This is a genomic window from Robiginitalea myxolifaciens (assembly GCF_900115205.1).
GTDB lineage: Bacteria > Bacteroidota > Bacteroidia > Flavobacteriales > Flavobacteriaceae > Robiginitalea > Robiginitalea myxolifaciens.
The window spans coordinates 1-25,387 of record NZ_FOYQ01000002.1 but is presented as its reverse complement, the minus strand read 5'-3'; the positions used below and the strand labels follow the sequence as shown (position 1 = coordinate 25,387).

28 protein-coding genes are annotated in these 25,387 nt (G+C 48.6%); 16 read left to right on the top strand and 12 right to left on the bottom strand.

What is annotated here, in order from left to right; genetic code table 11:
- Window positions 1-2: 2 nt before the first annotated feature.
- Together prmC and BM318_RS08180 are read right to left on the bottom strand one after the other, a co-directional pair.
- Complete coding sequence (gene prmC, locus BM318_RS08185) at window positions 3-848, bottom strand: peptide chain release factor N(5)-glutamine methyltransferase (protein ID WP_092982150.1); 846 nt, start codon at window positions 846-848, stop codon at window positions 3-5.
- 9 nt (window positions 849-857) lie between these two features.
- Window positions 858-1,349, bottom strand: coding sequence for a GNAT family N-acetyltransferase (locus tag BM318_RS08180; protein ID WP_092982149.1), 492 nt, complete (start codon window positions 1,347-1,349; stop codon window positions 858-860).
- 25 nt (window positions 1,350-1,374) lie between these two features.
- On the opposite strand from BM318_RS08180, the gene ribD reads away from it, so the two are divergent.
- Genes ribD through BM318_RS08165 form a run of 3 tightly spaced genes read left to right on the top strand, consistent with a single transcriptional unit; the run spans window position 1,375 to window position 3,888 of the window.
- Entirely contained in the window at window positions 1,375-2,427 is a 1,053-nt protein-coding gene (ribD, locus tag BM318_RS08175; RefSeq protein WP_092982148.1) for a bifunctional diaminohydroxyphosphoribosylaminopyrimidine deaminase/5-amino-6-(5-phosphoribosylamino)uracil reductase RibD, read from the top strand.
- On the top strand, window positions 2,420-3,028 hold the full coding sequence (locus BM318_RS08170; RefSeq protein ID WP_092982147.1) for an HAD family hydrolase: 609 nt from the start codon (window positions 2,420-2,422) through the stop codon (window positions 3,026-3,028). The genes ribD and BM318_RS08170 overlap by 8 nt, the downstream gene beginning before the upstream one ends.
- The gene (locus BM318_RS08165) at window positions 3,025-3,888 is read left to right on the top strand and encodes an EamA family transporter (protein ID WP_092982146.1); all 864 of its coding nucleotides are present in this window, start codon (window positions 3,025-3,027) and stop codon (window positions 3,886-3,888) included. Before BM318_RS08170 ends, BM318_RS08165 begins: the two co-directional genes overlap by 4 nt.
- Window positions 3,889-3,901: 13 nt before the next feature.
- Here BM318_RS08165 and BM318_RS08160 read toward each other — a convergent pair whose 3' ends face one another.
- Window positions 3,902-4,303, bottom strand: a complete 402-nt coding sequence (locus BM318_RS08160; protein WP_092982145.1) for an acyl-CoA thioesterase — start codon at window positions 4,301-4,303, stop codon at window positions 3,902-3,904.
- Between the two features lie 206 nt (window positions 4,304-4,509).
- On the opposite strand from BM318_RS08160, the gene dnaA reads away from it, so the two are divergent.
- Genes dnaA through BM318_RS08145 form a run of 3 tightly spaced genes read left to right on the top strand, consistent with a single transcriptional unit; the run spans window position 4,510 to window position 7,121 of the window.
- Window positions 4,510-5,934 carry a chromosomal replication initiator protein DnaA gene (gene dnaA, locus BM318_RS08155; protein ID WP_092982144.1) on the top strand — a complete coding sequence of 475 codons (1,425 nt, stop codon included), beginning with the start codon at window positions 4,510-4,512 and terminating at the stop codon, window positions 5,932-5,934.
- Between the two features lie 4 nt (window positions 5,935-5,938).
- Entirely contained in the window at window positions 5,939-6,391 is a 453-nt protein-coding gene (locus BM318_RS08150; protein WP_092982143.1) for a low molecular weight protein-tyrosine-phosphatase, read from the top strand.
- A 37-nt stretch (window positions 6,392-6,428) separates the two neighbouring features.
- On the top strand, window positions 6,429-7,121 hold the full coding sequence (locus BM318_RS08145; RefSeq protein ID WP_245759787.1) for an SAM-dependent methyltransferase: 693 nt from the start codon (window positions 6,429-6,431) through the stop codon (window positions 7,119-7,121).
- A 36-nt stretch (window positions 7,122-7,157) separates the two neighbouring features.
- Here the strand turns inward: BM318_RS08145 and BM318_RS08140 are convergent, their stop codons facing one another.
- From BM318_RS08140 to dapF, 4 genes are all read right to left on the bottom strand, one after another.
- Entirely contained in the window at window positions 7,158-7,799 is a 642-nt protein-coding gene (locus BM318_RS08140; protein ID WP_092983426.1) for a hypothetical protein, read from the bottom strand.
- Window positions 7,800-7,949: 150 nt separating this feature from the next.
- Window positions 7,950-8,993, bottom strand: coding sequence for an endolytic transglycosylase MltG (gene mltG, locus BM318_RS08135; RefSeq protein WP_092982141.1), 1,044 nt, complete (start codon window positions 8,991-8,993; stop codon window positions 7,950-7,952).
- Window positions 8,983-9,516 carry a GNAT family N-acetyltransferase gene (locus tag BM318_RS08130; protein WP_092982140.1) on the bottom strand — a complete coding sequence of 178 codons (534 nt, stop codon included), beginning with the start codon at window positions 9,514-9,516 and terminating at the stop codon, window positions 8,983-8,985. The genes mltG and BM318_RS08130 overlap by 11 nt, the downstream gene beginning before the upstream one ends.
- Window positions 9,517-9,518: 2 nt before the next feature.
- The gene (dapF, locus tag BM318_RS08125) at window positions 9,519-10,316 is read right to left on the bottom strand and encodes a diaminopimelate epimerase (protein ID WP_092982139.1); all 798 of its coding nucleotides are present in this window, start codon (window positions 10,314-10,316) and stop codon (window positions 9,519-9,521) included.
- 110 nt (window positions 10,317-10,426) lie between these two features.
- Between dapF and BM318_RS08120 the strand changes: the two genes are divergently transcribed.
- The 6 genes from BM318_RS08120 (at window position 10,427) to rplS (ending at window position 15,738) form a co-directional block, all read left to right on the top strand.
- Window positions 10,427-11,815, top strand: a complete 1,389-nt coding sequence (locus tag BM318_RS08120; RefSeq protein ID WP_092982138.1) for a S1C family serine protease — start codon at window positions 10,427-10,429, stop codon at window positions 11,813-11,815.
- 125 nt (window positions 11,816-11,940) lie between these two features.
- On the top strand, window positions 11,941-13,389 hold the full coding sequence (locus BM318_RS08115) for a glyceraldehyde-3-phosphate dehydrogenase (protein ID WP_092982137.1): 1,449 nt from the start codon (window positions 11,941-11,943) through the stop codon (window positions 13,387-13,389).
- Between the two features lie 96 nt (window positions 13,390-13,485).
- Window positions 13,486-14,097 (top strand): tRNA (guanine-N1)-methyltransferase, encoded by a 612-nt coding sequence (locus tag BM318_RS08110; protein ID WP_092982136.1) that lies wholly within the window; start codon window positions 13,486-13,488, stop codon window positions 14,095-14,097.
- A gap of 20 nt (window positions 14,098-14,117) precedes the next feature.
- A complete protein-coding gene (locus BM318_RS08105) occupies window positions 14,118-14,567 on the top strand; it encodes a GNAT family N-acetyltransferase (RefSeq protein WP_092982135.1) in 450 nt (149 codons plus the stop codon).
- A 5-nt stretch (window positions 14,568-14,572) separates the two neighbouring features.
- Window positions 14,573-15,253 (top strand): tRNA (guanosine(37)-N1)-methyltransferase TrmD, encoded by a 681-nt coding sequence (trmD, locus tag BM318_RS08100; protein ID WP_092982134.1) that lies wholly within the window; start codon window positions 14,573-14,575, stop codon window positions 15,251-15,253.
- A gap of 134 nt (window positions 15,254-15,387) precedes the next feature.
- On the top strand, window positions 15,388-15,738 hold the full coding sequence (rplS, locus tag BM318_RS08095; protein ID WP_092982133.1) for a 50S ribosomal protein L19: 351 nt from the start codon (window positions 15,388-15,390) through the stop codon (window positions 15,736-15,738).
- A gap of 59 nt (window positions 15,739-15,797) precedes the next feature.
- On the opposite strand, the gene rocD is transcribed toward rplS, so the two are convergent.
- Complete coding sequence (rocD, locus tag BM318_RS08090) at window positions 15,798-17,072, bottom strand: ornithine--oxo-acid transaminase (protein WP_092982132.1); 1,275 nt, start codon at window positions 17,070-17,072, stop codon at window positions 15,798-15,800.
- Between the two features lie 105 nt (window positions 17,073-17,177).
- Between rocD and rlmD the strand changes: the two genes are divergently transcribed.
- The 3 genes from rlmD to BM318_RS08075 are packed head-to-tail and all read left to right on the top strand — an operon-like array spanning window position 17,178 to window position 19,948.
- A complete protein-coding gene (rlmD, locus tag BM318_RS08085) occupies window positions 17,178-18,596 on the top strand; it encodes a 23S rRNA (uracil(1939)-C(5))-methyltransferase RlmD (protein ID WP_092982131.1) in 1,419 nt (472 codons plus the stop codon).
- Window positions 18,597-18,627: 31 nt separating this feature from the next.
- The gene (locus tag BM318_RS08080) at window positions 18,628-19,140 is read left to right on the top strand and encodes a DUF6452 family protein (RefSeq protein ID WP_092983424.1); all 513 of its coding nucleotides are present in this window, start codon (window positions 18,628-18,630) and stop codon (window positions 19,138-19,140) included.
- Window position 19,141: 1 nt separating this feature from the next.
- A complete protein-coding gene (locus BM318_RS08075) occupies window positions 19,142-19,948 on the top strand; it encodes a DUF6048 family protein (protein ID WP_092982130.1) in 807 nt (268 codons plus the stop codon).
- Between the two features lie 10 nt (window positions 19,949-19,958).
- On the opposite strand, the gene BM318_RS08070 is transcribed toward BM318_RS08075, so the two are convergent.
- Entirely contained in the window at window positions 19,959-21,125 is a 1,167-nt protein-coding gene (locus tag BM318_RS08070) for a THUMP domain-containing class I SAM-dependent RNA methyltransferase (RefSeq protein WP_177218282.1), read from the bottom strand.
- 287 nt (window positions 21,126-21,412) lie between these two features.
- Between BM318_RS08070 and BM318_RS08065 the strand changes: the two genes are divergently transcribed.
- Window positions 21,413-21,865: a ZIP family metal transporter gene (locus tag BM318_RS08065; protein WP_245759786.1), complete on the top strand. Its 453-nt coding sequence runs from the start codon at window positions 21,413-21,415 to the stop codon at window positions 21,863-21,865.
- Between the two features lie 13 nt (window positions 21,866-21,878).
- Here the strand turns inward: BM318_RS08065 and trhA are convergent, their stop codons facing one another.
- Genes trhA through BM318_RS08050 form a run of 3 tightly spaced genes read right to left on the bottom strand, consistent with a single transcriptional unit; the run spans window position 21,879 to window position 25,220 of the window.
- Window positions 21,879-22,502, bottom strand: a complete 624-nt coding sequence (gene trhA / locus BM318_RS08060; RefSeq protein ID WP_092982128.1) for a PAQR family membrane homeostasis protein TrhA — start codon at window positions 22,500-22,502, stop codon at window positions 21,879-21,881.
- Between the two features lie 13 nt (window positions 22,503-22,515).
- On the bottom strand, window positions 22,516-23,868 hold the full coding sequence (locus BM318_RS08055) for an amidohydrolase family protein (protein ID WP_092982127.1): 1,353 nt from the start codon (window positions 23,866-23,868) through the stop codon (window positions 22,516-22,518).
- A gap of 29 nt (window positions 23,869-23,897) precedes the next feature.
- Window positions 23,898-25,220 carry a hypothetical protein gene (locus BM318_RS08050; RefSeq protein WP_143099944.1) on the bottom strand — a complete coding sequence of 441 codons (1,323 nt, stop codon included), beginning with the start codon at window positions 25,218-25,220 and terminating at the stop codon, window positions 23,898-23,900.
- Window positions 25,221-25,387 lie beyond the last annotated feature (167 nt).

Sequence of the window (25,387 nt, the reverse complement as noted above, 5' to 3'; positions counted from 1 at the left end):
TGCTATTTAACGGCGCAAACCATGCGCTCTTTTCCAAAAATATCGTTTTTCACTTGTATATCCCGATAGCCTGCGGTCTCAAATATCGCGGCGACCTCCCGGGCGTATTGATAATGGGTTTCAACCAGCAAAAAGGCCTCGGGCTTGAGTTGTTCCAACCCCATTTTTGCCAGGCACTTATAAAATTTCAGAGGATTATCGTCCGGGGAAAAAAGCGCCTGATGTGGCTCAAATTCACGGACATGTTTATCCAGGCTTTCCGACTCGATGTCTGGGATATAAGGGGGATTTGAGATCAATAAGTCCAGGTTTTTCGGGAGGTCCGGAGGATCACACATATCGCCCTGGTGAAAGGCGACCTCCAAATCCAATTGGCTGTTATTTTGCCGGGCCAGACGCAGGGCCTCGGTTGAAATTTCGAGTGCATGTACCGTTGCTGCAGGCAGGGCCGAGGCAAGCGCCAAAGCGATACAACCACTGCCGGTTCCCGCATCCAGGATAACCGGTTTTGGTCGGTTTTCAAGTATTTCCAGGGCCCACATAACCAATTCTTCAGTTTCCGGTCTGGGAATGAGTACTCCCGGACCTACCGCGAGCTCCAAATCCATAAAAAAGGCCTTCCCGGTAATGTATTGTACAGGTTCACCCTGAAGCAGGCGGTTTAAGCCCTGAAGCAAAGGTTCCTCCTCTTCCCGCAATAAAAATCGTTTGGGCTCCAGACCAATAATAAAACGAGGGAGTCCCAGAAAATGCTCCAATAGCCGGAAAAAGATACTGTCGATTTCCTCCTCCTGATAATTCCCAGCCAGGGCCTTTCTGTACTGCGCACGCAAGTCGGTTAGCAACATGGTAAACTCCTATAGCGTCTTTTCCAGCCAAACCTGACAGGCCGTATGACCTGTATTTCCCAGAGGTTCTGACCGTTTTTCGAAACCAAAACGCTCATACAAACGCATGGCTTTGTCCATATACGGCATGGTCTCGATATAACATTGACGGTATCCCAGCTTCCTGGCTTCCTCCATCGCTTTTCCAATGAGGGTCGCACCCATGCCTTTACCCCGTAGTTCCGGGCGGAAATACATTTTTTGGAGTTCACAGGTACCCTGGGGACCACCGGCGAGCGGCGCAATACCGGCCCCGCCTAAAACCTGAGTGCCGTCGGCAACCACCCAATACATACTTCCCACGGGTTCATAGGTTTCAAACATCCGATCGAGCTCAGGGTCGGACAGGGCCGATCCTTCCTCAGGGGCACCCCATTCACGCATGACACTGCGGATAATCCCGGCAATGGCTGTATTGTCTGACCGGGTAATTGGTCGTATGGTAAGCCCCTTCAAATCCATGATGATATTGTAGTATTTTTGCGTGGTGAAGATACACGAAAAATACCTTCGACGCTGCCTCCAAATTGGGTCCAAAGCCCTGGGTCTTGCCGCCCCGAATCCCATGGTAGGGGCAGTAATAGTTTGCGATGGCGCTATAATTGGAGAAGGTTATACCAGTGCCTTTGGCGGTCCTCACGCCGAGGTAAACGCACTCAATTCTGTATCGGACAAGGGCTTACTGAAACGGGCCACTTTATATGTAAGTCTGGAACCTTGCTGCCATCAGGGCAAAACACCGCCCTGCACCAATGTAATTATAGCAAGTGGAATCCCACGAGTAGTGGTGGGAATCCGCGACCCTAACCCTAAGGTAGCCGGTATGGGGATTACCCAATTGCAAGAGGCGGGAATCGAAGTAATAGAAGGAATACTGCAAGGGGAATGCAGGCAACACCACCGGCGCTTTCTGACTGCCCAGGAGCAGGGTCGGCCCTATATCATTTTGAAATGGGCAGAGAGCCGGGATGGCTTTATCGCTCCGGAAAACGAAGCACGCGATAAGGACGCCAAACCCTTTTGGATTTCAGGAAGCCTTTCACGCAGGTTGGTGCATAAATGGAGAACGGAGGAAATGGCTATTCTGGTCGGTACCCAAACCGCTGTAGCCGATAATCCTGCCTTGTCGGCGAGAGCTTGGGAAGGAAGGAATCCTTATCGGCTGCTCATTGACCGCAACCTCCGGGTACCCGCAGCCTCTAAATTATTAGACCACAGCACACCCACTGCTGTTTTTCACGAGCAGGCCAATCCTCCGGAAGCTAAAGAAAACCTGAGCTATGTAGCGCTCAATTCCGGGAAAGCAATCCCGAAGCAAATCGCTTCCTGGGCTCAGAAACAAGGGCTTAATAGTATAATTGTTGAAGGTGGGGCGCAAACCCTGAATTTATTTATTTCGACCGACCTCTGGGACGAGGCGCGTATCTTCCAGGGGCCTTCGCTGCTGAAAAATGGGATTAAAGCTCCGGAAATCAAAGGCAGGCTTATTGCCGAGACCCATTTGGAGCACGACCGATTACAAATCCTGCGCAATGATTAGAAATGTGATTTTCGACTTTGGAGATGTCTTTATTAATCTGGACAAGGCAGCAATACCGGCTACTTTTAGGCGTTTGGGACTTGATCCGGATCTGCCTCAGTTCATTAGCTTGAACAAGGCCTACGAGATCGGCGCATTAAGTGATGATCAATTCCTGGGACAGGCTTCCTCCCTGCTCGTACTCGATAATTTTGAATTGATCACCAGGATCTGGAATTCGATACTGGCAGACTTTCCCGCGTATCGCCTGGAATACCTGGAGGATTTGGCAAGTAAAGCGCGCTATCGCCTTTTCCTTTTGAGCAATACCAATGCCTTGCATATTGAGCATGTTCAAAAGCAAATGGGCGATGTAGATTACCAAAGGTTTGTATCCTGTTTTGAAGGATTCCATTTGAGCCACGAACTGGGCATGCGCAAGCCCGACTCCGAAATTTTTGAACACCTTTTGAACGTTCACTCCCTGGAACCACGGGAAACACTGTTTATCGATGATACGCAAGAAAACACGGCTGGGGCAGCTTCGTTGGGTATCAACACCTGGCATTTAAAGGTAGGCACCGAAGATGTAACCAGCCTGGATAAATTTCTGAAGGGATGATCTACCTTTTATTAAGCATCCTCAGTTCCAGCCTGATCTTTGTGGTTTTCAAAGCCTTTTCCAGGTTCAGGATTCAGAATTATCCAGCCATTATAGCCAATTATTATACGGCCTTTACGGTTGGGATGCTCTCTTTTCCGAGAAGCCTGGAGTTAAAAGACTTTCCTGAACAACCCTGGTTTGTTCCCGCGCTGTGCCTGGGGCTGATCTTTGTGGTTATATTTAATTTAATGGCCCGAACCTCACAAGTATTGGGGGTTTCGGTAGCTTCAGTTGCTACCAAAATGTCCCTGGTCCTACCCGTGTTGGCGGGGATATTTCTATACAATGAGCATCTGGGGCCCGTGCGCATCGCAGGGATTCTATTGGCGCTGCTGGCCGTGTACTGGGCCACGCTGCCGGCAAACAGTCGTTTTACCGTATCGCAATGGCTTCTGCCATTACTGGTATTCCTTGGCTCAGGTCTGATCGACCTCTGCATTAAGTACATGCAAACTCACTTTGTGCCGGACAATGAATTCCCCCTCTTTTCCGCTACGGTATTCGCGTCAGCAGGAACCTTGGGTATCCTGGGGGTTTTCCTCCGGAAAAACGTTTCCTTTACCATGTTTACGCCACGGAACCTACTCGGAGGTGTGGTACTTGGCATCCCTAACTTCTTTTCCATTTTCTTCCTCTTAAAGGCGCTGGGAGTACCCGGGCTATCCAGTGCAGCCATTTTTACCCTCAACAACGTAGCAATCGTGTTGTTTTCAACCCTGCTTGGGGTGGTAATCTTTCGCGAAAAGCTTAGTCAGCGTAACTGGCTGGGCGTTGGCCTGGCCGTGGTAAGTATCATTATGGTTGGGTTGGGAACCTAGGTAAAGTACCCGCTCAGACTCCCTGAAGTTTTTGCATCAAATAATCCGGACACCGCATAGGCCTGCGCGTAGATTTGTCCAGGAAAGCCAGCTGTGTATTTGCTGTGGCGATCAATCCCTGATTTTCATCGGTGATTTCGTATTCAAATTCAATACGAACGGTAGGTATTTTAACCAGTTTGGTCGTAACGGTAATCAGCTCGTCATAAACGGCCGGTTTCTTATAATTTATACTTAAGGAAATTACGGGCAGTATACATCCGGTATCTTCCATACTTTTGTAGGAAATTCCTAACGAACGCAACCACTCAACCCGCCCGAGTTCCAGATATTGCGGGTAATTCCCGTGGTATACCACTCCCATTTGATCGGTTTCCCCATAGCGAATACGCAACGAAATTTTGTGGGAATTCATAGGTTGTTGAGGAAAAAAGGGATATCTTTAAAACAGTTGAGGAGACGGTCGGAACTTCTGAAAAAAAAAGGGAAAATTCAACCCCCCCGCCGTTTTTTTTTTAGTTTTTTTGTTTACATATTTGTCTCCTCAGGAAGGACAGCAAAACTGTCCTTTTTTGCGCCTACTAACTCGCTACTAAACCAACCTAAAAGACAGCTGCAATAATGAATGTTACTGCCGATTCCGTATGGGAAAATTGTTTGGGTTTTATCCGAGACAACATACAACCGCAGGCATTCAAAACATGGTTTGAACCTATTCGCCCTGTCAAATTATCCAACAAAGCCTTAAGCATTCAGGTTCCCAGCAAATTCTTTTACGAATGGCTGGAGGAGCATTATGTGAAGTTGCTCAAAGTAGCCCTCACCCGGGAACTGGGCGAAGGAGCTAAATTGGTCTACGTGATTAAGTTGGAGAACACCTATGGGAATCGCGAGCCCTTTACCGAGAAAATCCCCAGTACCAACCGGGCACAACTCGGACCGCAGGAAATGGATGTCCCGGTGCAATCCAAAAATCCGGAATTAAAGAACCCGTTTGTGATCCCGGGAATCCGGAATATCAAAATTGAGTCCCAACTCAATCCGAATTACAACTTTGATAACTTCCTGGAGGGAGATTCCAACCGCCTGGCCCGATCGGCTGGTCTGGCTGTTGCCAATAAGCCGGGAGGAACTTCTTTTAATCCCCTATTGATCTTCGGCGGGGTTGGACTGGGTAAAACCCACCTGGCGCATGCCATAGGGGTTGAAATCAAGGACAAATATCCCGAGCGCACTGTACTTTACATTTCCGCAGAGAAATTTACCCAACAGTATATAGAGTCGGTTAAGAAGAATACGCGAAATGATTTCATTCATTTTTACCAGCTCATCGACGTCTTAATTATAGACGACGTGCAGTTCCTGTCTGGAAAATCTGGCACCCAAGATGTCTTCTTCCACATCTTCAATCACTTACATCAAAATGGTAAGCAGGTAGTCCTGACTTCGGACAAGGCGCCTGTAGACATGCAGGATATTGAACAGCGCTTGCTGTCTCGTTTTAAATGGGGCCTGAGTGCCGAATTGCAAAACCCGGACTACGAAACTCGGATTTCAATCCTAAAAAACAAGCTGTATCGCGACGGGGTGGAAATGCCCGAGGAAATTGTTGAATATGTAGCCAAGCATATCAAATCCAACATTCGCGAGCTGGAAGGCGCAATTATTTCCCTCATTGCCCAATCTTCCTTCAATAAAAAGGATGTTACCCTGGATTTGGCGCAACAGGTAGTCGAAAAGTTCGTAAAGAATACCAAACGCGAAGTATCTATTGATTATATCCAGAAGGTAGTTTCGGATTATTTCGAAATGGATGTGGCTACGCTGCAATCCAAGACGCGTAAGCGCCACATTGTCCAGGCACGGCAATTGGCCATGTTCTTCGCCAAGAAGTTCACCAAGGCATCCCTGGCCAGTATTGGATCGCAAATCGGTAAACGCGATCACGCCACAGTACTTCACGCCTGTAAAACCGTCGATAACCTGGCGGAAACCGATAAGCAGTTCCGCAAATACATCGAAGACCTTACCAAAAAACTTTCCTGATTACATGCCAACGCGTGTTTTGATGGTCTGTCTGGGAAATATCTGTCGCTCTCCCCTGGCAGAGGGTATTTTCAGGGAAATTGCTGGTGCCGAATTTGAGGTTGATTCCGCGGGGACTGCCGGATATCACGTAGGAAATCCCCCGGATCCCAGATCTATCGCCATCGCTCGAAAAAACAATATCGATATTTCCCTGCAACGCTGTAGGCAGTTTCAATCCAGCGATTTCCATGATTTTGACTATATTTTCGCTATGGATCACGCCAATTACTCCAATATCCTGGCCTTAGCGCAAAACCCGCAAGACGAGGCCAAAGTAGCCCTGCTGCTCCAGGCAGGGGGAATGGGAAATATGGAGGTGCCCGACCCGTATTACGGCGGAGATCAGGGTTTTGCCAGGGTTTTTGAAATGATTCGGGAAGCCTGTCTGAATATTTACCAAAATATCCGTCCCTAACCGTATGGAATCCGATACGCCTCAAGGCTCACTTTACATGATTCCTACCCTTTTGGGTGAGACCGAACCCTTGGAGGTATTGCCCCTGAGCATCAAACAAGCCATTGAGCAGATCGACCATTTTGTGGTTGAAAATGAAAAAACGGCCAGGCGATTTATCAAGAAGGTAGTTCCCAGAAAGTCTCAGGACAGCCTGAGTATTTCCCTGCTAAACAAGTACACCGAACCCGGTTTATTACCGGAGTACCTGCAGCCGTGCCGGGAAGGCTTTCCCGTTGGGATGCTCTCGGAGGCAGGTTGCCCGGGCATTGCAGATCCTGGGGGAGCATTGGCGCGATTGGCCCATCGTGAAGGTATCCGGGTGATTCCCCTTGTAGGTCCTTCTTCTATTCTACTCGCTTTAATGGGGAGTGGCCTCAATGGCCAGTCTTTTGCATTTACAGGATATCTGCCGATCGAACGGGCGGATCGTAAAAAAGCCATTAAGGCATTGGAAAAGCGATCCCGGGTAGAAAATCAAAGCCAGATTTTCATGGAAACCCCTTACCGCAACAATAAACTCTTTGAGGAATTACTCAAAACGCTGCATCCCGAGACCCTGCTGTGCGTTGCGGCCGACCTCAGCCTTAAATCGGAATACCTGGTAACCAAGCCCGTTTCAGGGTGGGCAGCCACAATACCCGACCTGCACAAACGTCCGGCCATCTACATTATTCTTTCCGAGAACTAGTAAGGAAAGTCTTTCCAGATAGGAGATCCTATCGGGCTAAAGGATTCTTGGGTTTCTTTCCGCGAGAATATTGGAAGTGTCGAAACCACTAAACTTGCTCAGGTAACGGCGAATCGTAGTACCGTAAGCATCCTGTACATCTACTGCACCCCAGGAGCGCAAATACCGCTTTACATTACCAGCACCTGCAAGGTGGGCAGCTGCCAGAATCCCCGACTCCGTAACCTCTACACCATCGATCTTTTTACCCACAAAACGCTTGATATCCTTCCTTAGGATCCATTTATTCCGAGATAAATTGGTGGCGAAGGCTTCCTCCTGTAACTCAGGAGTATTCAGGAATTGAACCGCATTATATATCCCGAGCAGATTCAAGGTGGAAACACCGAACTGATACTTACCCAGATACCCGAGGGTGTTTATGGTAAAGTAATCTCCTCGCGACTCCGAAAAAGCCAGGGCTTCGCGGAAACCCATATAGTTCGACCCCAGAAAAGGAGGCAAAATCTCCTCCGTATCCGGCTCAGGAACAGGTTGCGGGTGGTTTACCAACAACTTCTTAGTAACACGTTGTGATTCAGGTAGTTTTACCGAAACGGTCTTCGGGCTTTTAAGTGCAAAACCCGTAAGGAAGAAAATAAGAAACAGGGGACCAAATAGACCAATCCACTTTTTCATATAGTTCATTTCTTAAGACTGACGTCCGCAAAAAGAGGACTGCTTAAATTTCTCGGGTCAAAGATACTGCCGGAATAATACCCGAAACCCAATAATTTCTTAAAATGAACTGATTTATGGATAATTGGCAGGAATTTGCTGACAAACGGTCTACCTCCTGATTCCCTGGGCATTAATCCATCGGATGTACTGCGCTTTATTCCGGTTGTGTTGCGCGAGGGACTCCGCAAACATGTGGTATCCAAAGTTACTTACATCCACTACGAAGTAGAAATAATTATGCTTTTCAGGGCGCAAAACAGCCTCTACCGAAGACATGTCCGGCATAAAAATAGGCCCGGGGGGTAAGCCCCTGTACATATACGTATTGTAAGGCGTATCGAATTCGAGATCCCGATACAAAACTCGTTTGATTATCGTGTCGTAATTCCCCGTTTCGAACTTAATACCATAGATAACGGTCGGATCGGCTTGAAGTGCCATTCCTTCGCGAAGTCGATTTAAATAAACCCCGGCAACCCGAGGTCTTTCATCGGTTTTGGCTGTTTCCTTCTGCACAATTGAGGCAAGCGTCAGAACTTCTTCAGGGCTGAGGCCTTGCTTACGAGCTAGTTCCCGGCGCTCTTCATTCCAGTACTTCTGATAGTAATCCCACATCCTGTCCCGGAATTCCTCGGCCGAAGTATTCCAGTAGAACTCATAGGTGTTGGGAAGGTATGGAGCGATTGCGGTATGGCGATCCAAGCCGGCTTTGGCCAGGAATTCGGGGTCGTACATGGCCGTCACCAGGGAAACGCTGTCGGCTTCTATTTGTGTGGCGATGCGCCCGGCCAGATCAAAAGGTGTTTCCTGGTTATTAAAGGCCACCCGTATCGGTGTATTCCGACTCCTGAGGGAATTTACAATATCGTTGTTATTCATCCCAGCCTCAATCGGATACCTGCCGGGGCGGATATTGGTGAGGTAATTCTTTCGTTTCGCAACCGCCTCAAAGGTTCCCATGTCTTTGAGCAAAGTATCCAATTGCGAGCGAACCTCGCTATAGTCACCATCACTGGACACATAGACATAGCGCGTCTTTCCTTCAAAGGAGGTGTTACTAACGAATAAGGCGTTATAGATGTAATAGGCAAAAAATCCTGCTACCAGCAGGCCTATTAAAAGGATTATAAGTACTAAACGCTTACGATACATGCTCTCGCAATTTTTGAAAAAATAATTCGTCCTGGAACCCTGAACCCAGTCGATTCCAGTCTTTTTTACGACCCGTCTCAACAAATCCGAGTTTCTCAAAGACCCGGATACTCGCCGCATTATTGGCCCCTACGGCTGCATAAAGCTGATGCAGGTCCAGAATACTGAAGGCATAATTACAAAGGATTTGCAAAGCCTCCTTTCCATAACCCTTGTCGCGATTTCCTTCCCCGGCAATAACAATTCCAATGCCTGCCCTGCGATGCCTGGGATCAAAATCATACAGATCAATAAGGCCGATGCAGGAGTCATTTTTCAGGCAGATGGCCATCCGCAGTTGCTTTACTTCAAAAATATCCCGGTGAGCGGTCGCCAAATAGTCCCGCAATACTTTTTTGGAGTACGGACTTAAGGTGCCGCTTATTTCCCAAATGCCGGTGTCATTTTCCAGGGTATATAGAAAGGACAGGTCTTCTGGCTCTAAGGCCCGCAGGTAAACGTTATCGCCGTGGAACAATTCCATAATTACTGGTTGCGTAATTGCCAGGTCCCTTCGTAGACCTTCCTGGCCGGGCCTGACAGCCAGATATTGCTGTATCCCCCGTGCTGGTCATTATTGAATTCCACCTGCAATTCGCCGCCAGCGGTGTCTACAGCTATGCGCTGTTCCCCCAAACGACCTTTGCGATGAAGCGCAAGGGCCACGGCAGTTACCCCCGTCCCACAGGAAAAAGTTTCATCTTCGACCCCGCGCTCATAGGTCCGAACACTTACCCGGTCGGGTTCTGTAACACGAACAAAGTTGATATTACTGCCTTTCTCACCGTAAAGGCTATAGCGAAGTCGTTTTCCCTCAACCGGAACATCGAGCCCGGGGAGGTCTTCTACTTCCTGTACATGGTGTGGCGAACCTGTATCGAGGAAACTGTATTGTTCCTTCTCGCGGATTTCACTGACATTTCCCATTTTTAGCCGCACCGCTTCCCCCGTAATGGTTGCCTCATGCATGCCGTCGATTGCCTGGAAGTTGCAGGAATCCCCGATGATCCCCAGATGCTTTGCAAACGCGACCACGCAACGCGAGCCGTTTCCACAAAGACTGCCTTCTGCGCCGTCTGCATTAAAATAAATCATGCGGAAATCGGATGAAGTATCATTTCGAAGCAGGATGAGCCCATCTGCACCTATTCCAAAACGCCGGTGACACAGCCGCGCTATGAAGGCTTTATTGTCTACCGGAAAGGTTTCAGTACGGTCATCGACCAATACAAAATCATTCCCGGTGGCCTGATATTTGCTGAATGTTAATACTCCGGCGTCCATAGGTTGCAAAGATACACTTAAAAATGGGCGCTGTAGCCGTTAAAAAGTAGTTAAACGGCCCGGGAGTAATAGACAAGTTTATAATTTTACTTTAGACAAAAATTTACACTATGAAGCGAATTGCAGGTCTTTTTATTATTGCAGTAGCCGCCGGGGCGCTGACCTTGGGGGCCTACAAAATGTTTTTTGAACCGGAGTATCCGGCAGTGTACGAATCAGAAGACGGTCTCTCTGTATTTACTACCAGTAGCATGCCCACCTACCCAACCGGGGCAGCTCCCGAAGCTGTAGATTTTACTGCGGCAGCCGAAAATACGGTCAATGCAGTTGTTCACGTAAAAAACGTGACTGTGAATCGTTCCCCGCGTACCCGCAGTGAATTTTTCTATGGATACGATCAGCGGCAACGCCCACAGGTAGGAACGGGATCCGGGGTGATTATCTCACCAGATGGGTATATCGTGACCAATAACCACGTTATCGCACGGGCTACAGAATTGAGCGTGAGTTTGAATAACAATAAAACCTACGATGCGGTAGTCGTTGGAACGGACCCGATAACTGATATTGCCTTGCTGAAGATTGAAGCAGAGGATTTGCCACACCTGGCCTTCGGGGATTCGGACAATCTCAAAATAGGCGAATGGGTGCTGGCCGTAGGAAACCCTTTTAACCTGACCTCAACGGTTACCGCCGGTATCGTAAGCGCTAAAGCGAGGGACCTGGGTAGAAATCAGAGCTTTATTCAGACAGATGCCGCGGTTAATCCGGGAAATAGCGGTGGCGCCCTGGTAAATACAAATGGAGATCTCGTCGGGATCAATACGGCGATTACTTCCCAGACCGGTTCTTATATCGGATATGCCTTTGCGGTGCCGAGCAATATCGCCCGCAAAGTAGTTGAGGATCTTTTAGAATATGGGGACGTTCAGGTGGGAATCCTGGGCATTCAAACACCAAAACTCAATACCGCCTACGCCAAGGAAAATGGTTTTGACGAAATCGATGGCCTATACATCGATGGTATCGAGGAAGATTCCGGGGCCGAGGAAGCCGGACTCCAGCGCGGGGATATTATTCGTAGGATAGACGACATCCGCATCCGCAAATTTGCAGACCTGACCGGGTATGTGACCACGAAACGCCCCGGAGATATGGTCAATGTCGTCGTGGATCGCGACGGGGATGAAATCGAAATCCCAGTGGAAATCCGGGAGCGCATTACCGCCAGTTTACCCTGGTTGGGCGTAAAAGTCAAAAACCTCTCCACCAATGACCGTGAAGTTTACGGAGTAGAGCGGGGTGTGAAAATCATTGGGGTACCCGAGGTATATCGGCGCTATGACCTCAATGGAAAAGTTATCCTTGCAGTCGACGATGAACCTATCAACGATATCGAGGATGCCCGACGCTTATTCTCACGAATAAACAGATACCAGAATAGCAGTATTACCTTACTGAATAAGGAGGGCGAAAAAGAAAGATTGATCTTCCAGTAGCCCATCCTTTATTGAGAAAATGACAAAAAAACCCGTCCAAAGTGACGGGTTTTTATTTATATACGAATTTTATCAACGAAAACGTTTGAAATGTATAATTTTGCCCCGCAAAAACAACCCTAATCATGACTCCGGACTCCTACGAAAAGGAATTAGCATTTCAGGCCGACCGCCGCAAGGCCACCACAGAATTCATCAAAATCATCAGCGACCTCTGGTACGACAAGGCGATCGAAGTGGTTCTGTTCAAAAACCAGATCATCGACAAGACGGTTAGTGATATCATAAACCTGCATGAATACGCTGGCGAGTTCGTACAAAAACCCATTTCTATTTTTGATTCTGTAGAGATTCTCCGGGCGATCAACGATATTAAACTTCCACCTTCCAAATTGGATATCGGAAAACTCACTTTTGAATACCACTCCGAAGACCACAAGGATTACCACAATGCCAAGTCTTTTGTCCTTGATAAATTAAAGGATGCCAAAAGCTATCCCGAGATTGCTCCAAAAGATGTTGTACTCTATGGTTTTGGAAGGATTGGCCGCCTCTTGGCCCGAGAATTAATGGCAAAAACCGGGAAAGGGAACCAATTGCGACTTCGCGCAGTGGTAACCCGGGGCAAAATTGATCAGGAGGTACTCGAAAAGCGTGCCAGCCTATTGAGAACCGATTCTGTGCACGGACAATTTTCCGGGACTGTGGAAGTGGATATGGATCAAAAGGCACTGATTATCAATGGAACCACGGTACATATGATCGGCGCTCAGGACCCGGCAGCGGTAGACTACACCGAATACGGGATAGAATCCGCCCTGGTTATCGATAATACAGGGGCTTTCCGGGATGCCAAAGCCCTGGGCAAACACCTAAAAGCCAATGGGGTTTCCAAGGTATTGTTAACGGCACCGGGCAAGGACATTCCCAATATCGTCCATGGGGTAAACCATAGCGAATTTGATCCGGCAAAAACCGACATCTATTCGGCGGCCTCCTGTACTACCAATGCAATCACGCCTATTTTAAAAGTAGTTGAGGACTCCCTGGGTATTGTACGCGGACATGTGGAAACCATCCATGCCTATACCAACGACCAAAACCTGGTCGATAATATGCACGGAAAATACAGAAGAGGCCGGGCAGCGGCGCTCAATATGGTGGTTACCGAAACCGGCGCGGGTAAAGCCGTAGCCAAAGCATTGCCTGAATTGGAAGGAAAGCTTACTTCCAACGCAATCCGGGTTCCTGTTCCTAACGGCTCCCTGGCCATTCTGAATCTGGAACTCAGCACCAAAACAACTCCCGAGGGAATCAATACTATTCTCAAGAAATATGCCCTGGAAGGCGATTTGGTTGAGCAGATCAAATACTCCCTCAGCAACGAATTGGTATCATCGGATATCATCGGAACTTCAGCTCCGTCTATCTACGACAGTAAAGCTACCATAGTATCCAATGAAGGGAAGCATGCCGTACTCTATATCTGGTACGATAATGAATATGGCTACGCCCATCAGGTTATCCGACTCTCTAAATACATTGCCCGGGTACGGCGCTATACCTACTACTAGTACTTTATATTGCAGGCGATTAAAGTTTTCGTTTCTCGCGAAATAGACTAATTTTGTTCTACCTAGAATCTTATCTACACCTTAGAACAAACTGAAATGAGAAGCTTTTTTATTACCCTCCTCGTACTCCTGACTGGTAGTTTTTCCATGTACGCTCAAAGCGGGAACGACGAATTATCCCTGGACGCCGGGACTATCGAGAGTCAATTCGAATATGTCACCAGTAAATCCGGTAACTATAATGCCGAAGGCCGTCGTTACGAAGTTGTGCGCGCCATTTGGTTAGACAAACTCCGCGGCAACGTGCTCGATAGTCTGCAGGTTGGTCGCACTGAGGCTGCAGCATTGAGCGGAACGATAACCAGCCAGCAATCTACCATTGACAATCTCAATGCCCAGTTGGCCGAAACTACGGGTAATCTGGAGGCCGTTACGGAGGAAAAGGACAGTATGAACTTTTTTGGGGCCCTGATCTCCAAAGCTTCGTACAACCTGATCCTTTGGTCCATAATCATTGTACTTTCACTTTTACTCCTGTTCTTCATTTTTAGGTTTAACCGGAGCAATATCCTGACTCAGGAAGCCAAAACCAAGCTGTCTGATTTGGAATCGGAGTATGAAGACCACCGCAGAAGAGCGCTGGAGCGCGAGCAGCGCATTAGCCGCCAACTCCAGGACGAAATTAATAAGTACCGCAAGTCCAAATAACGGACAAAGGCGCGATACGCATGGCCTTGGTTCGAAAAGCCCTTCCCTCCGATAAAGATTCGCTGATTCCGTTATTGGAAGGCTACCGGAGTTTCTATAAACAAGAGGCCAACCCGGAAAAATCCGCCGCTTTTTTAACGGAGCGTCTGGCAGCCCGGGACTCGATTATTTTTGTAGCTGAGGATGAAGGGAAACTCCTTGGGTTTATGCAGCTCTACCCCTCCTTCAGTACCGTAAGCCTGGAACGTGTCTGGATTTTGAACGATCTTTTTGTAGCAGCTACGGCCCGTTCGCAAGGCATTGGACAAAGCCTGCTCCGGGCGGCCCAGGATTTTTGCAGAGAGCAGGGGGCTAAAGGCCTTGCCCTGGAGACTGGGGTTGAAAATCCCGCCCAAAAACTTTACGAATCCCTGGGCTGGGAGAAAGACACCCATTGTTTTCACTATTTTTGGAAGGCCTCCGCAAAGTAATCCCCATGCGCATCGATATTATTACGGTTTTGCCCGAACTCCTGGAAAGTCCCTTTGGCGCTTCCATAGTAAAACGGGCCATTGAAAAGGGCCTGGTGGAAATCCATTTGCATGCCCTGCGCGATTACGCAACCAACAAATACAAACAGGTCGATGACTACCCTTATGGCGGAGGTGCCGGGATGGTACTTATGGCTGAGCCAATCGATCGTTGTATGGAAGCCCTGACAGCAGAACGCGACTACGACGAAATCATCTATCTGACCCCGGACGGAGAACGCCTGGACCAGGGCATTGCCAACGAGCTTTCCCTAAGTGGAAATTTGCTCCTGCTTTGCGGGCACTACAAAGGGGTAGACCAGCGCATTCGGGATCACTGGATAACCCGGGAGATTTCTATTGGCGATTACGTGCTCTCCGGAGGGGAGCTGGGTGCCGCTGTCCTTTGCGATGCGATTGTTCGCTTATTACCCGGAGTATTGGGGAATGAAACTTCTGCCCTCACCGATACCTTTCAGGACAATTTACTTGCTCCTCCCATATATACGAGGCCTCAGGAATTTAAAGGGATGCAAGTACCCGAAGTACTGACGAGCGGACACCAGGCGCGTATCGATGCCTGGCGGGAGGAAAAGGCCCTGGAACGCACCCGGGAACGCCGTCCGGATCTGCTTGAGAACGAATAGGTACCCGGATTCTTCACAATTTTAGAAGAATCACTTGCCAATTGACGCTTTTCGATTATTTTTGCACACGATTTCGAACCAACCTCTGACGAGGTACGTGAATGTTGCTTCGATAAGAATCCTAAAGCATTAACATGGAATCTTTAGTAAACTTTGTAGAAAACGAATTTATTACCCGCAAGGATTTTCCTGAATTCTCAGCTGGGGACACCATTACCGTTTACTACGAAATCAAGGAAGGGGAAAAGACCCGTACGCAGTTCTTCCGGGGCGTTGTGATCCAACGACGTGGATCCGGAGCCACCGAAACCTTTACCATCCGTAAAATGAGTGGTACTGTAGGTGTGGAACGTATCTTCCCGGTAAACATGCCGGCGCTTCAGAAAATTGAAGTGAACAAGCGAGGAAAAGTTCGTCGTGCTCGGATCTTCTATTTCCGAGGACTTACTGGAAAGAAAGCCCGTATCAAAGAAGTTCGTCGCTAAGACCAACACAAAGCATTACAAAAAAACCCGAAGCGCTGCTTCGGGTTTTTTTATTTCCGTTACTTTTTAAATGCTGCCAGCGTTTTGCGAATAATCTCCAGGCAGTCGAGCAACTGCTCTTCGGTCATTACCAATGGTGGCGCAAAACGAATGATATTTCCATGGGTGGGTTTTGCCAGGAGGCCATTCTCCTTTAATGCAACACAAATGTCCCAGGCAGTACTGCTATCCTCCGAATCATTGATGACGATCGCGTTGAGCAGCCCTTTGCCGCGCACCAATCGCACCCAATCAGTTTCTTCGGCAATCGCTTCCATCCGTTCCCGGAATAAGCGTCCTAATTTGTCGGCATTCTCGGCCAGTTTCTCGTCGCGAACTACTTCCAAAGCAGCCATGGCTACGGCACAAGCGAGGGGATTCCCCCCAAAAGTCGATCCGTGATTCCCGGGACGAATCACCTCCATTATAGAGGTGTCGGCCAGTACGGCGGAAACCGGAAAAACGCCTCCAGAAATGGCCTTTCCAAGAATAAGGATGTCGGGCCGGACCTCCGGGGTCCCGCTACAATTCTTATCCGCGCAGCTGCAGTTTCCACAGCTCGCCAATAGGCGACCTGTCCTGGCAATCCCGGTCTGAACTTCATCGGCGATTAGCAATACGTTATTTTCCCGGCAAATTTCCAGGGCGCCGGACAAAAAGCCTTCGTCGGGAACAAAGACTCCGGCTTCCCCTTGAATGGGTTCTACCATAAAGGCAGCGACATTCGGGTTCATCGCCGCGCGAAGTGCGTCCAGGTCGTTGTAAGCAATAGATACAATACCCGGCGTAAACGGCCCGAAGTTTTCCGTAGCCACCGGGTCATTAGATGCAGAAATGATCGTAATGGTCCTGCCATGGAAATTATTGCGGCAAACCACAATTTGCGCCTGGTTGGCGGGGATTCCCTTTTTTTCGTACCCCCATTTTCGGGCGAGCTTGATTGCGGTTTCGACTGCTTCCGCCCCGGTATTCATGGGCAACACCTTGTCAAAGCCAAAATACTCAGCCACGTACTTTTCGTACTCCCCCAATTTGTCGTTGTAAAAGGCTCGGGAAGTTAGGGTTAGTTTGCTGGCCTGATCCTTGAGCGCCCCAATAATCCGGGGATGGCAATGGCCCTGGTTTACTGCTGAGTATGCCGATAGAAAATCATAGTATTTCCGCCCTTCGACATCCCAGACATAAACGCCCTCTCCCCTGCTCAATACAACAGGTAGTGGGTGATAATTGTGTGCTCCGTAACGCTCCTCCAAAGCCATAGCCTCGGCAGAGCTCTTTTTTTCAATAACAGACATGTAATTCGGTTCCTTAAAGTCTTACAATGGGTATTCCTTCTTAAGGGAGAGAAATCATCCGGAGTGGCCATAAAGTTACAAATTTAAAGGTGTATTTTTGGCGCCGTGGGAAGAAGAAAACCAAAGCCATTTTTTGAAAGTATTGAGGTCACCGGGGCCGGATCCAGGGGGAAGTCTATCGGAAAAGCACCGGATGGCCGGACCATCCTCATTGCCAACGCTGTGCCCGGGGATACCGTTAGCGTTCAAACTACACGGAAGAAGCGTCAATATTACGAAGGCACTGCAACAGCCCTGTTGAAACCTTCTCCGGATCGGATTGCTCCAAAGTGTGCACATTTCGGTAGTTGCGGAGGTTGTAAATGGCAACATATGGATTATTCTGCCCAACTGCGCCATAAGGAGAACGAAGTTCGCAACAATCTGATTCGTATTGGGAAAGTAGACTTGCCCGAGGTTCAAGGTATCCTTCCTGCTCCTTCCCCCTATTACTATCGCAATAAGATGGAATTCTCCTTTACCGACTCGCGTTGGCTGGAAGAAGAGGAAATCCAGAAAGGGGATACTATTGCCGACCGCAGGGGCCTGGGGCTTCACAAGCCAGGAATGTGGGACAAGGTACTGGACCTGGAGGAATGCCACCTGCAGGCCGACCCGGCTAACGCCATACGCCTGAGCATTCGCGAATACGCTAAAAAAAACGGCCTAAGTTTTTTCAACCCGAGAAACCAGGAAGGCTTCCTCAGGAGCATGACCCTCCGCAACAACCGGGAAGGAGAATTTATGCTGATCCTGCAATTCTTCCAGGAGGAAGAAGAAAACCGCATTGGGCTGTTGGAATATATCAGTAATGAATTCCCTCAAATCAAATCCCTCTTTTATACGATCAATCCCAAAGGAAATGATACCCTGTACGATCTGGAATTGATCTGTTACCGGGGCGAGGATCATATCATAGAACGGATCGGGAAGCTGGAATTCCGCATTACTCCTAAATCCTTTTACCAAACGAATTCGGCGCAAACCGAGCGGTTATATCAAATTGTCCGCGACTTTGCAGGACTGGACGGCAGTCAGCGCGTTTACGATCTCTACACCGGCCTGGGGACAATTGCTCAGTATCTCTCAGATCAGGCCAAAGAAGTTATTGGTATTGAAGCGGTGCCGGAGGCTATTGTTGCGGCCCGGGAAAATGCCCGGCACAACGGGATTACAAATGCCCGTTTCTTCGCCGGGGATATGAAAGAACTACTCACCCTGGAATTCATCGAAGAGCAAGGAACACCGGACGTGGTCGTTACGGATCCGCCCCGTGACGGAATGCACAAGGACGTGGTTGCCTGTCTGCTGGAAATCCTGCCGCAGCGCATTGTATATGTAAGCTGTAATTCGGCCACGCAAGCACGGGATTTGGGACTGATGGATGCCCATTACGAAGTAACCGATATGCGACCCGTAGATATGTTTCCTCAGACTTTCCACGTAGAAAATGTCGTACTTTTAGAACGTCGCAATGGAAAATAAACGGGTTAGGTCTTATCGGTTATTTCGGAGCATGCCCGCTGTTCGGCTTGCTTTTGCTTTAAGCCTGACCGCAGTATTTCTAGTGCTTTTGAATGCTTGTGAAAAGGACGATATCTGCGTCGAAGGAGATACCCCATTACTGGTCATTACTTTTTTTGATGCCGAGAACCCGGAAACTGCCAAGGAGGCCAACCGGCTTCGGATTATTGGCCTGGGCCAGGGCGACCCCATTACTCCTTCTGACCGGCAAACCCGGGATTCCATAGCCATTCCTTTGCGCCCGGACACCACGCGAACCGGCTTTGTATTTATCCTGAATTCCGAGAGCGATGACGATGGCAATGAAACCGGAAACCGCGATACCCTCTATTTTGATTACAGCACCGATGAACTTTATGTTTCCCGGGCCTGCGGGTTCGTATCTCAATACGACGGCCTGAGCGACGAATTAACCCCGGATTCGGAAAACTGGATTCTGGATGTCGAAGTTATTCAGACGGCTGTCACCTCCTCAGTAAGCGCACATGTCAATATCCAGCATTAATATGAGACATACAGGCGCTTTTCAGATCCACATTGGATTGCTCTTTTTGCTTTTACTGGCAACACCACAACTGAGCGCTCAGGAGGAAGAAAATCTGGAACCTGTCGAGGCGGCAACCGAAGAGACCCGGCCTCCCCGGAGTGAAGCCTACGGACTACGCGTTGGGGTCGATCTCAGCAGGATATTGATCAGTACCCTAGACGATAAGTATACCGGTTTGGAACTGGTTGGTGATTACCGATTGAAGCAAAATTTATATCTCGCCGCCGAACTGGGGACAGAAACCCGGGAGATTTCAGAGACCCTCGACAATGAGAACGGGGTCAACATCATTGAGCTCTACAATTTCGAAAGCAGCGGTAGTTACCTGAAGCTGGGAGTGGATTACAACACCTATGAAAACTGGTTCGGCATGAACAATAGCATCTATATAGGTGCGCGTTACGCCTTTAGCACCTTTAGTAAAGACCTGAACAGTTATACTTTGTTCAATTCGAATCGTTATTGGAATCCGGACAGTTTCATCGATGGCACACAGGCACCGCAGGAGTTGAGTGGACTGAATGCCAGTTGGATAGAAATGGTTGCCGGGGTAAAGGCAGAGCTATTTGCAAATTTCTTTTTGGGTGCCAGTATTCGACTGGGTTACCTGGTAAGCCGAAAGGAGAGCGATATCCTACCTCACATCTGGATTCCCGGGTTCAACCGTGTAAATACGGAAAGTAGCTTTGGTTCCTCCTTCAACTACACCCTAACCTACTTCCTCCCGCTTTATCGGAAAGCGCGAGCACCCAAACCAGAGGAATAAGGTATCCTGTTTATTTACTATTATCCTGGTATTTAGCCTTTTTGCTCCCCGCGTAAATCTCGAACAGAGCAAGACGTGCCTCCAATCCCCCATTGTAAAGCTTGATGCGTTTTGAGGCGCGGAGTCCTACTTTTTTAAGCAGTTCCGGATCTCCAACGAGGAACCAGGCCCGGGTATTGGGATAGTTCTGTTTCAGAGTATCTCCGATGTTCGCATAAAACGAACCCGCATCGATAGGGAGGCGTTCCCCATAAGGCGGGTTACTCACCAGGTGCAATGGGCCCGCTTCGGACTTCTCACTTTTGAAGAAATCGGCGTGTTCGAGGGTTATAAACTCGCTGAGGTTGGCATTTTTAATATTCTGCTCTGCCTTCTGAATGGCCGAAGGAGCTTTGTCTATTCCCCGGATCTTATAGGGGAAATCGCGAATCTTACCCAGGGCAGACTGGTAGATTTTCTGAAAGAGTGCTGCATCGAAGTCCTTCCAAGTCTGAAAGCCGTAAGAGGCCCGGTGCAGATTCGCCGGAATATTACAGGCTATCATCGCGGCTTCTATTAACAAGGTGCCACTACCGCACATGGGATCGAGGAAATCGGACTGACCGCGCCACCCGCTGTGCAACAGGATTCCAGCCGCCAAAACCTCATTGAGGGGCGCCTTATTGGTAACGGTTCGGTAACCCCGCAAATGCAGCGAACTGCCCGAGGAGTCCAGGGAAAGGTGTGCCATATTTCCCTGCAGGTGGAGGTGTATGCGAACATCCGGATTGGAAACCGAAACACTGGGACGATTGCCGGTACGCTCCCGAAGTTGGTCAACTATTGCATCTTTGACCTTTTGGGAAACAAACAGCGAATGTGAAAAGTGATCACTGTGTAATACGGTATCGACCACAAAGGTCATTCCCGGATCCAGATATTTGGTCCAATCTGTTTGCTGAATGCGCTGGTAGAGTTGCTCCGGGCGCATAACGCGGAAATCGGCAATAGGAACGAGAATCCGTAGCGCCGTTCGCAAACACAGGTTGGCTTTGTACATAAAACCAGCATCCCCGTCAAAAAAAACGCAACGGACTCCGGTCTTGATGTTGCTGGCCCCGAGTTGTCTGAGTTCCCCAGCCAACAGGTCCTCCATACCATAGAGTGTTTTAGCGAGCATCCTGTAATTTGAGGCCATAACCTTTTGCATTTGCGAAAGGCAAAAATACACTAATTTTACGGCCAAGTCCATCAATTCTGACCAAGCTGGAATATCTGTCACTCTTATTACCCGCACTCGCCGTTCTCCTGAGTTTTGGGTTCCTCAAAATCCTCGGTTCGGAAAAGCCAAAGTTTCGAATTCTACTGGCCTTCAGCGGAGCTTTTCTCCTGGCCCTGATCCTTTTTGAACTGTTACCTGAAGTTTATGAAAACCTGGATGGAAAAACGGCCGGCTTATGTATTGCACTCGGACTGGTGACCCAAATGGTTTTAGAAGGAATCTCCAAAGGAGCAGAACACGGACATGTTCACGGCAAAAGCGGGGGTAAATTTCCGTGGCTGGTATTCTTCGGTCTGGGCCTTCACGCTTTCCTGGAAGGCATACCCCTCCAGCACCATTCTTCCTATATGCTCGGCATCATTCTCCATAAGATTCCGGTTGCCCTGATCCTGGGGGCTTATCTGCTACGATCTGGCCTGAGTAATGGGGCTATCTGGGGATTTATGGGTGGATTTGCAGTGATGACTCCCTTGGGGGGATTTCTCGGCCAGCAGGTGATACTCCACGAAATCTACCCTTATCTTTCGGCCTTTGTCTTGGGAATACTGCTCCACGTCTCAACGATAATCCTCTTTGAAAGTTCCGATGGTCATGGCTTTAATCTCAGGAAGTTAGGCGCCATCCTTTTTGGGTTTTTGCTAGCATTCCTGCTATAATCTGTCTTATAGCCTAAGCCAATCCCCGAATGAGTAACCAATGGCAAATGGCTCCGGCGAGCACAAAAAGATGCCAGATTATATGGTTGTATGGGATTTTCCGCACCACGTAAAAAATGATGCCCACGGTATAGCAGATTCCGCCTGCAAGCAAGTAAGTTTTGCCAGCGGAATCGAGCCCCTCCCAAAGGGCATCCAGATCAAAAACGATCATCCAGCCCATGATCAGGTATAATAAGAGGGAAAACGTTTCGAACCTGCCTGTGTAGGAAAGTTTGAGGAAGGTGCCGAAAAGGGCAAGCCCCCAAACGGCATAAAAAATGGGCCAACCCCGGCTTTGCTCCAGGACAATCAGGGTTACCGGAGTGTAGGTCCCGGCAATGAGGTAGTAGATACTAATGTGGTCGAAGATCCGCAGCCGTTCTTTAAGGACCGAAATCGGAACGCTATGGTATAACGTAGAGGCGCCAAAAAGTACAATGGCTGATATGGAATACACCCAAACCGCGTTTTGAGCCAGTGCGGATGCCGGTTGGAAGGCATAATATAAAACGCCCATCCCAATTATACCAAGGACCACACCCAGCCCGTGCGTTGCAGCATGCCAGAATTCTTCTGATCGGAGATTAGGTCGCATAGAATCGGACTGCCTACTTATAGCGCTTGCCGTGCTTGATTACCAGGTCCACATCCTGAAGTAAACTAATGTGACGTAGTACATCTCCCTTCACTGCTATGATGTCGGCGGTTTTCCCCGGGGTTATCGTACCTACTTCATCGGCAACGCCCATCCACAGGGCAGGCCAATAGGTGGCGGATCGTATGGCGTACATGGGATCTATGCCGAATTCATTGACCCATACATCCAATTCATTCCAGGTAGACTGGCTGTGAAACTTCATGGGAATACCACTATCCGTCCCAATGAGCAGCACTACCCCGGCGTCCAGCAATTGTTTTATTTTACGCTCAAGGGTTGGCCGTCGCGAAGGCGTGAGCTGGAAATAGGGCAACCGATCCGGGTGGGCTATACTTTGGCGGATGTCGGTAATCACCGAATCCGGTAATCCAAGGTGCCAACTGGTATTGTCCAGGTGTTCCGGATTGTCCCGAACATATTCGTAATTATAGAGGCCTTCAACCGTAGGACACCAGAATAGCGGTCCCAGGTTCATCTGCGCGGTGCGTTCCCGGATTTTAGTCATGACGTCCTCAGGGTATTCTGGTGCAGAAGACAGTCCGGTATGCTCAAAACAATCTACCCCTACTTCCAGGCCCAATCGGATTTCCTCGGGTCTGTGCCCGTGGGCTACAACTTTCAATCCCTGATCATGGGCTTCATCGACTACAGCGCGTAGTTCCTCAAGAGTCATTTGATCCTGATCTACCAGTTTAATCAGGTCTACCCCCGCGTTAGCGAGTTTCTTGATTTTATTGCGTCCGTCCTGCGCTCCTTTCACCCCCCAACGGAAAGCTTCGGTTCCCGGATAAGGTTCGTGTTGGATAAAAGGACCACTTACATAGAGGGTTGCCCCCGGGATATCTCCCCGATTAATCGCATCGCGCACGGCCAGGCTTTCCTTTAGCGGCCCACCTAAATCCCGGGCACTGGTAACCCCGGCCAATAGCAATTGATGCGCCGATGCAGGCATGATAACGTCCTCCAAAAGCGGTGGATAGGTCTCATCCCAATAGGCGTAATCGGCATGCCCGGTAATCATGGTGTGTACGTGCATGTCCCATAGCCCCGGGAGTACACTCATTCCTTCTGTTGAAATTAATTCTGCGCCCTCCGGAATTACCAGCTGCCCTACCTGACCCACCGCATGAATTTTCTCGCCATTTATGAGAATTACGCTGTTTTGGATCGGCGTTGATCCATAGCCATCAATTAAGGTTCCTCCTACCAGGGCCTTCCACTCCTGGGCCGGCAGTGAAAAGCAAAGAAACAGCGCTAATAAATTGATTAATAGTGTTTTGCGGTAATTCAATTCAAAAGCCATGACGGGTTTTTCTTTAAAAGGAGTAATGATTAATTGGCCGGATCCGGATAGTACCAAAAAGGAATCCTGATAATTCGGCGGGTATAGGTGGTGTCCGCTCGAATGTCCTTTCTCTTTACGTCCAGGTAATGTTTCCCTTTGACGATTTCCGACATATCCAGAAAGGTTTCATATCCCAACTGTTTTCGATTATTGGTAGAAAAGACAAACTCGGGCTTAAAATCTACGGAATCTATCGAAAGGGTATACATGTCCTCCAGCGTTTCCATATAATCCTTCATTCTATCATTACGTTGCCAAAAGGGAACGGTACCATCTGAAAAAAGCGAATGAATTCCCCGTTTATCCTCCTCCGGCTTTAAATCTTCATTGAAGTAGAACACATCGTCTTCAACATTACTCCCAAAGACCACAAACACATGCAGGAAGGGATCTGTAATAATTTTTGAGTCAAGCGCTGCCCGGTCCACAAAGGGGTGCTCATCGTCTAATTCGTCTTCATAGTTGGCTTTATTGGCTGTATAGGAATTGGAGTTCATGTCCGATTCCAGATAATTGGAAGTACTGAATCCGGTCCCGGCAAGAATCGTAATCCCCAAATAAAGTGGAACTACGAACCAGCTGAGGCGTTTCCCGAATTTGGTGTCCAGGAAATTATAGACCATTGGCCGGTATAAAAAAGATAAAGTCAGGAACTTAAAGACCCAATAAAAGGGATAGTAAAACCAGGTAGTCCACTTTTTCCTTTTCAACCATCCCTGGGTGACGAAATCCAGGAAGGTAAGGAACATACCAACTGCCAAAAAAATTGTTAGTGGAATCGCAACCCAATACTTAGCCCAATCGGGAGTTTCATCCTTTTGCATCCATAGTCCCAGCAGCGTAAAGCAGGTCGTTATGACCATCAGACCTATCAGGTAAAATACCAGGAGAAAGGTTACCGCAAAAATTACACTACAATACTTTTCGAGGGAAGCGACATAATTGTCAAAAGAGCCGACCCGCTTTTCGAGGTGTCTTCGGAACTTTGGACTGTATTTGAGTTTATCGTATTCAATTTCCCCGGATACATAGCGCAATCCGATTGCCCCGATCCACAACCCTCGTAAAATTACATGTGCAATCAGGTTTATGGTAATGATATACCAGGATATACCCAGGCCCTGGTAAAGCAGGGTTCGGTAAACATTATTTTGGTTTTGAGCCTCGGTGGCAGCCAGTTCTATCGGGTCGATCACCATGAAGAGTCCATAGATCGCGAAACCCGAGATAATCAATTCTAATTGCCAGCTCTCCTGTTGTAGGATATCCAGCCATTTCTTGAATTTCTGATCCTGGGGATTGTTGCTCATGCCTAGGTATGCGGTTGGAAGCTTAAATATAAGGTAAGTTCCAGTAAAATTCCCGGGCATCTGATTCTACCGCATAAAAAAAGCCCTTCACATTGCTGTAAAGGGCTAATTCAAAGAAGGCGGCGACCTACTCTCCCACCTAGTGGCAGTACCATCGGCGCTGACGG

Bases quoted from the DNA above. Each gene is read 5' to 3' on its own strand.
- BM318_RS08170 (WP_092982147.1), top strand. From the start codon at position 2,420: ATGATTAGAAATGTGATTTTCGACTTTGGAGATGTCTTTATTAATCTG.
- trhA (WP_092982128.1), bottom strand. From the start codon at position 22,502: ATGCGACCTAATCTCCGATCAGAAGAATTCTGGCATGCTGCAACGCAC.
- BM318_RS08160 (WP_092982145.1), bottom strand. From the start codon at position 4,303: ATGAATTCCCACAAAATTTCGTTGCGTATTCGCTATGGGGAAACCGAT.
- BM318_RS08120 (WP_092982138.1), top strand. From the start codon at position 10,427: ATGAAGCGAATTGCAGGTCTTTTTATTATTGCAGTAGCCGCCGGGGCG.
- dapF (WP_092982139.1), bottom strand. From the start codon at position 10,316: ATGGACGCCGGAGTATTAACATTCAGCAAATATCAGGCCACCGGGAAT.
- BM318_RS08130 (WP_092982140.1), bottom strand. From the start codon at position 9,516: ATGGAATTGTTCCACGGCGATAACGTTTACCTGCGGGCCTTAGAGCCA.
- BM318_RS08070 (WP_177218282.1), bottom strand. From the start codon at position 21,125: ATGGCCTCAAATTACAGGATGCTCGCTAAAACACTCTATGGTATGGAG.
- BM318_RS08140 (WP_092983426.1), bottom strand. From the start codon at position 7,799: ATGAAAAAGTGGATTGGTCTATTTGGTCCCCTGTTTCTTATTTTCTTC.
- BM318_RS08080 (WP_092983424.1), top strand. From the start codon at position 18,628: ATGCCCGCTGTTCGGCTTGCTTTTGCTTTAAGCCTGACCGCAGTATTT.
- BM318_RS08150 (WP_092982143.1), top strand. From the start codon at position 5,939: ATGCCAACGCGTGTTTTGATGGTCTGTCTGGGAAATATCTGTCGCTCT.
- trmD (WP_092982134.1), top strand. From the start codon at position 14,573: ATGCGCATCGATATTATTACGGTTTTGCCCGAACTCCTGGAAAGTCCC.
- BM318_RS08145 (WP_245759787.1), top strand. From the start codon at position 6,429: ATGATTCCTACCCTTTTGGGTGAGACCGAACCCTTGGAGGTATTGCCC.
- BM318_RS08115 (WP_092982137.1), top strand. From the start codon at position 11,941: ATGACTCCGGACTCCTACGAAAAGGAATTAGCATTTCAGGCCGACCGC.
- mltG (WP_092982141.1), bottom strand. From the start codon at position 8,993: ATGTATCGTAAGCGTTTAGTACTTATAATCCTTTTAATAGGCCTGCTG.
- BM318_RS08065 (WP_245759786.1), top strand. From the start codon at position 21,413: ATGGTTTTAGAAGGAATCTCCAAAGGAGCAGAACACGGACATGTTCAC.
- BM318_RS08055 (WP_092982127.1), bottom strand. From the start codon at position 23,868: ATGGCTTTTGAATTGAATTACCGCAAAACACTATTAATCAATTTATTA.
- rocD (WP_092982132.1), bottom strand. From the start codon at position 17,072: ATGTCTGTTATTGAAAAAAAGAGCTCTGCCGAGGCTATGGCTTTGGAG.
- prmC (WP_092982150.1), bottom strand. From the start codon at position 848: ATGTTGCTAACCGACTTGCGTGCGCAGTACAGAAAGGCCCTGGCTGGG.
- BM318_RS08105 (WP_092982135.1), top strand. From the start codon at position 14,118: ATGGCCTTGGTTCGAAAAGCCCTTCCCTCCGATAAAGATTCGCTGATT.
- BM318_RS08165 (WP_092982146.1), top strand. From the start codon at position 3,025: ATGATCTACCTTTTATTAAGCATCCTCAGTTCCAGCCTGATCTTTGTG.
- dnaA (WP_092982144.1), top strand. From the start codon at position 4,510: ATGAATGTTACTGCCGATTCCGTATGGGAAAATTGTTTGGGTTTTATC.
- BM318_RS08050 (WP_143099944.1), bottom strand. From the start codon at position 25,220: ATGAGCAACAATCCCCAGGATCAGAAATTCAAGAAATGGCTGGATATC.
- BM318_RS08180 (WP_092982149.1), bottom strand. From the start codon at position 1,349: ATGGATTTGAAGGGGCTTACCATACGACCAATTACCCGGTCAGACAAT.
- rplS (WP_092982133.1), top strand. From the start codon at position 15,388: ATGGAATCTTTAGTAAACTTTGTAGAAAACGAATTTATTACCCGCAAG.
- BM318_RS08110 (WP_092982136.1), top strand. From the start codon at position 13,486: ATGAGAAGCTTTTTTATTACCCTCCTCGTACTCCTGACTGGTAGTTTT.
- BM318_RS08075 (WP_092982130.1), top strand. From the start codon at position 19,142: ATGAGACATACAGGCGCTTTTCAGATCCACATTGGATTGCTCTTTTTG.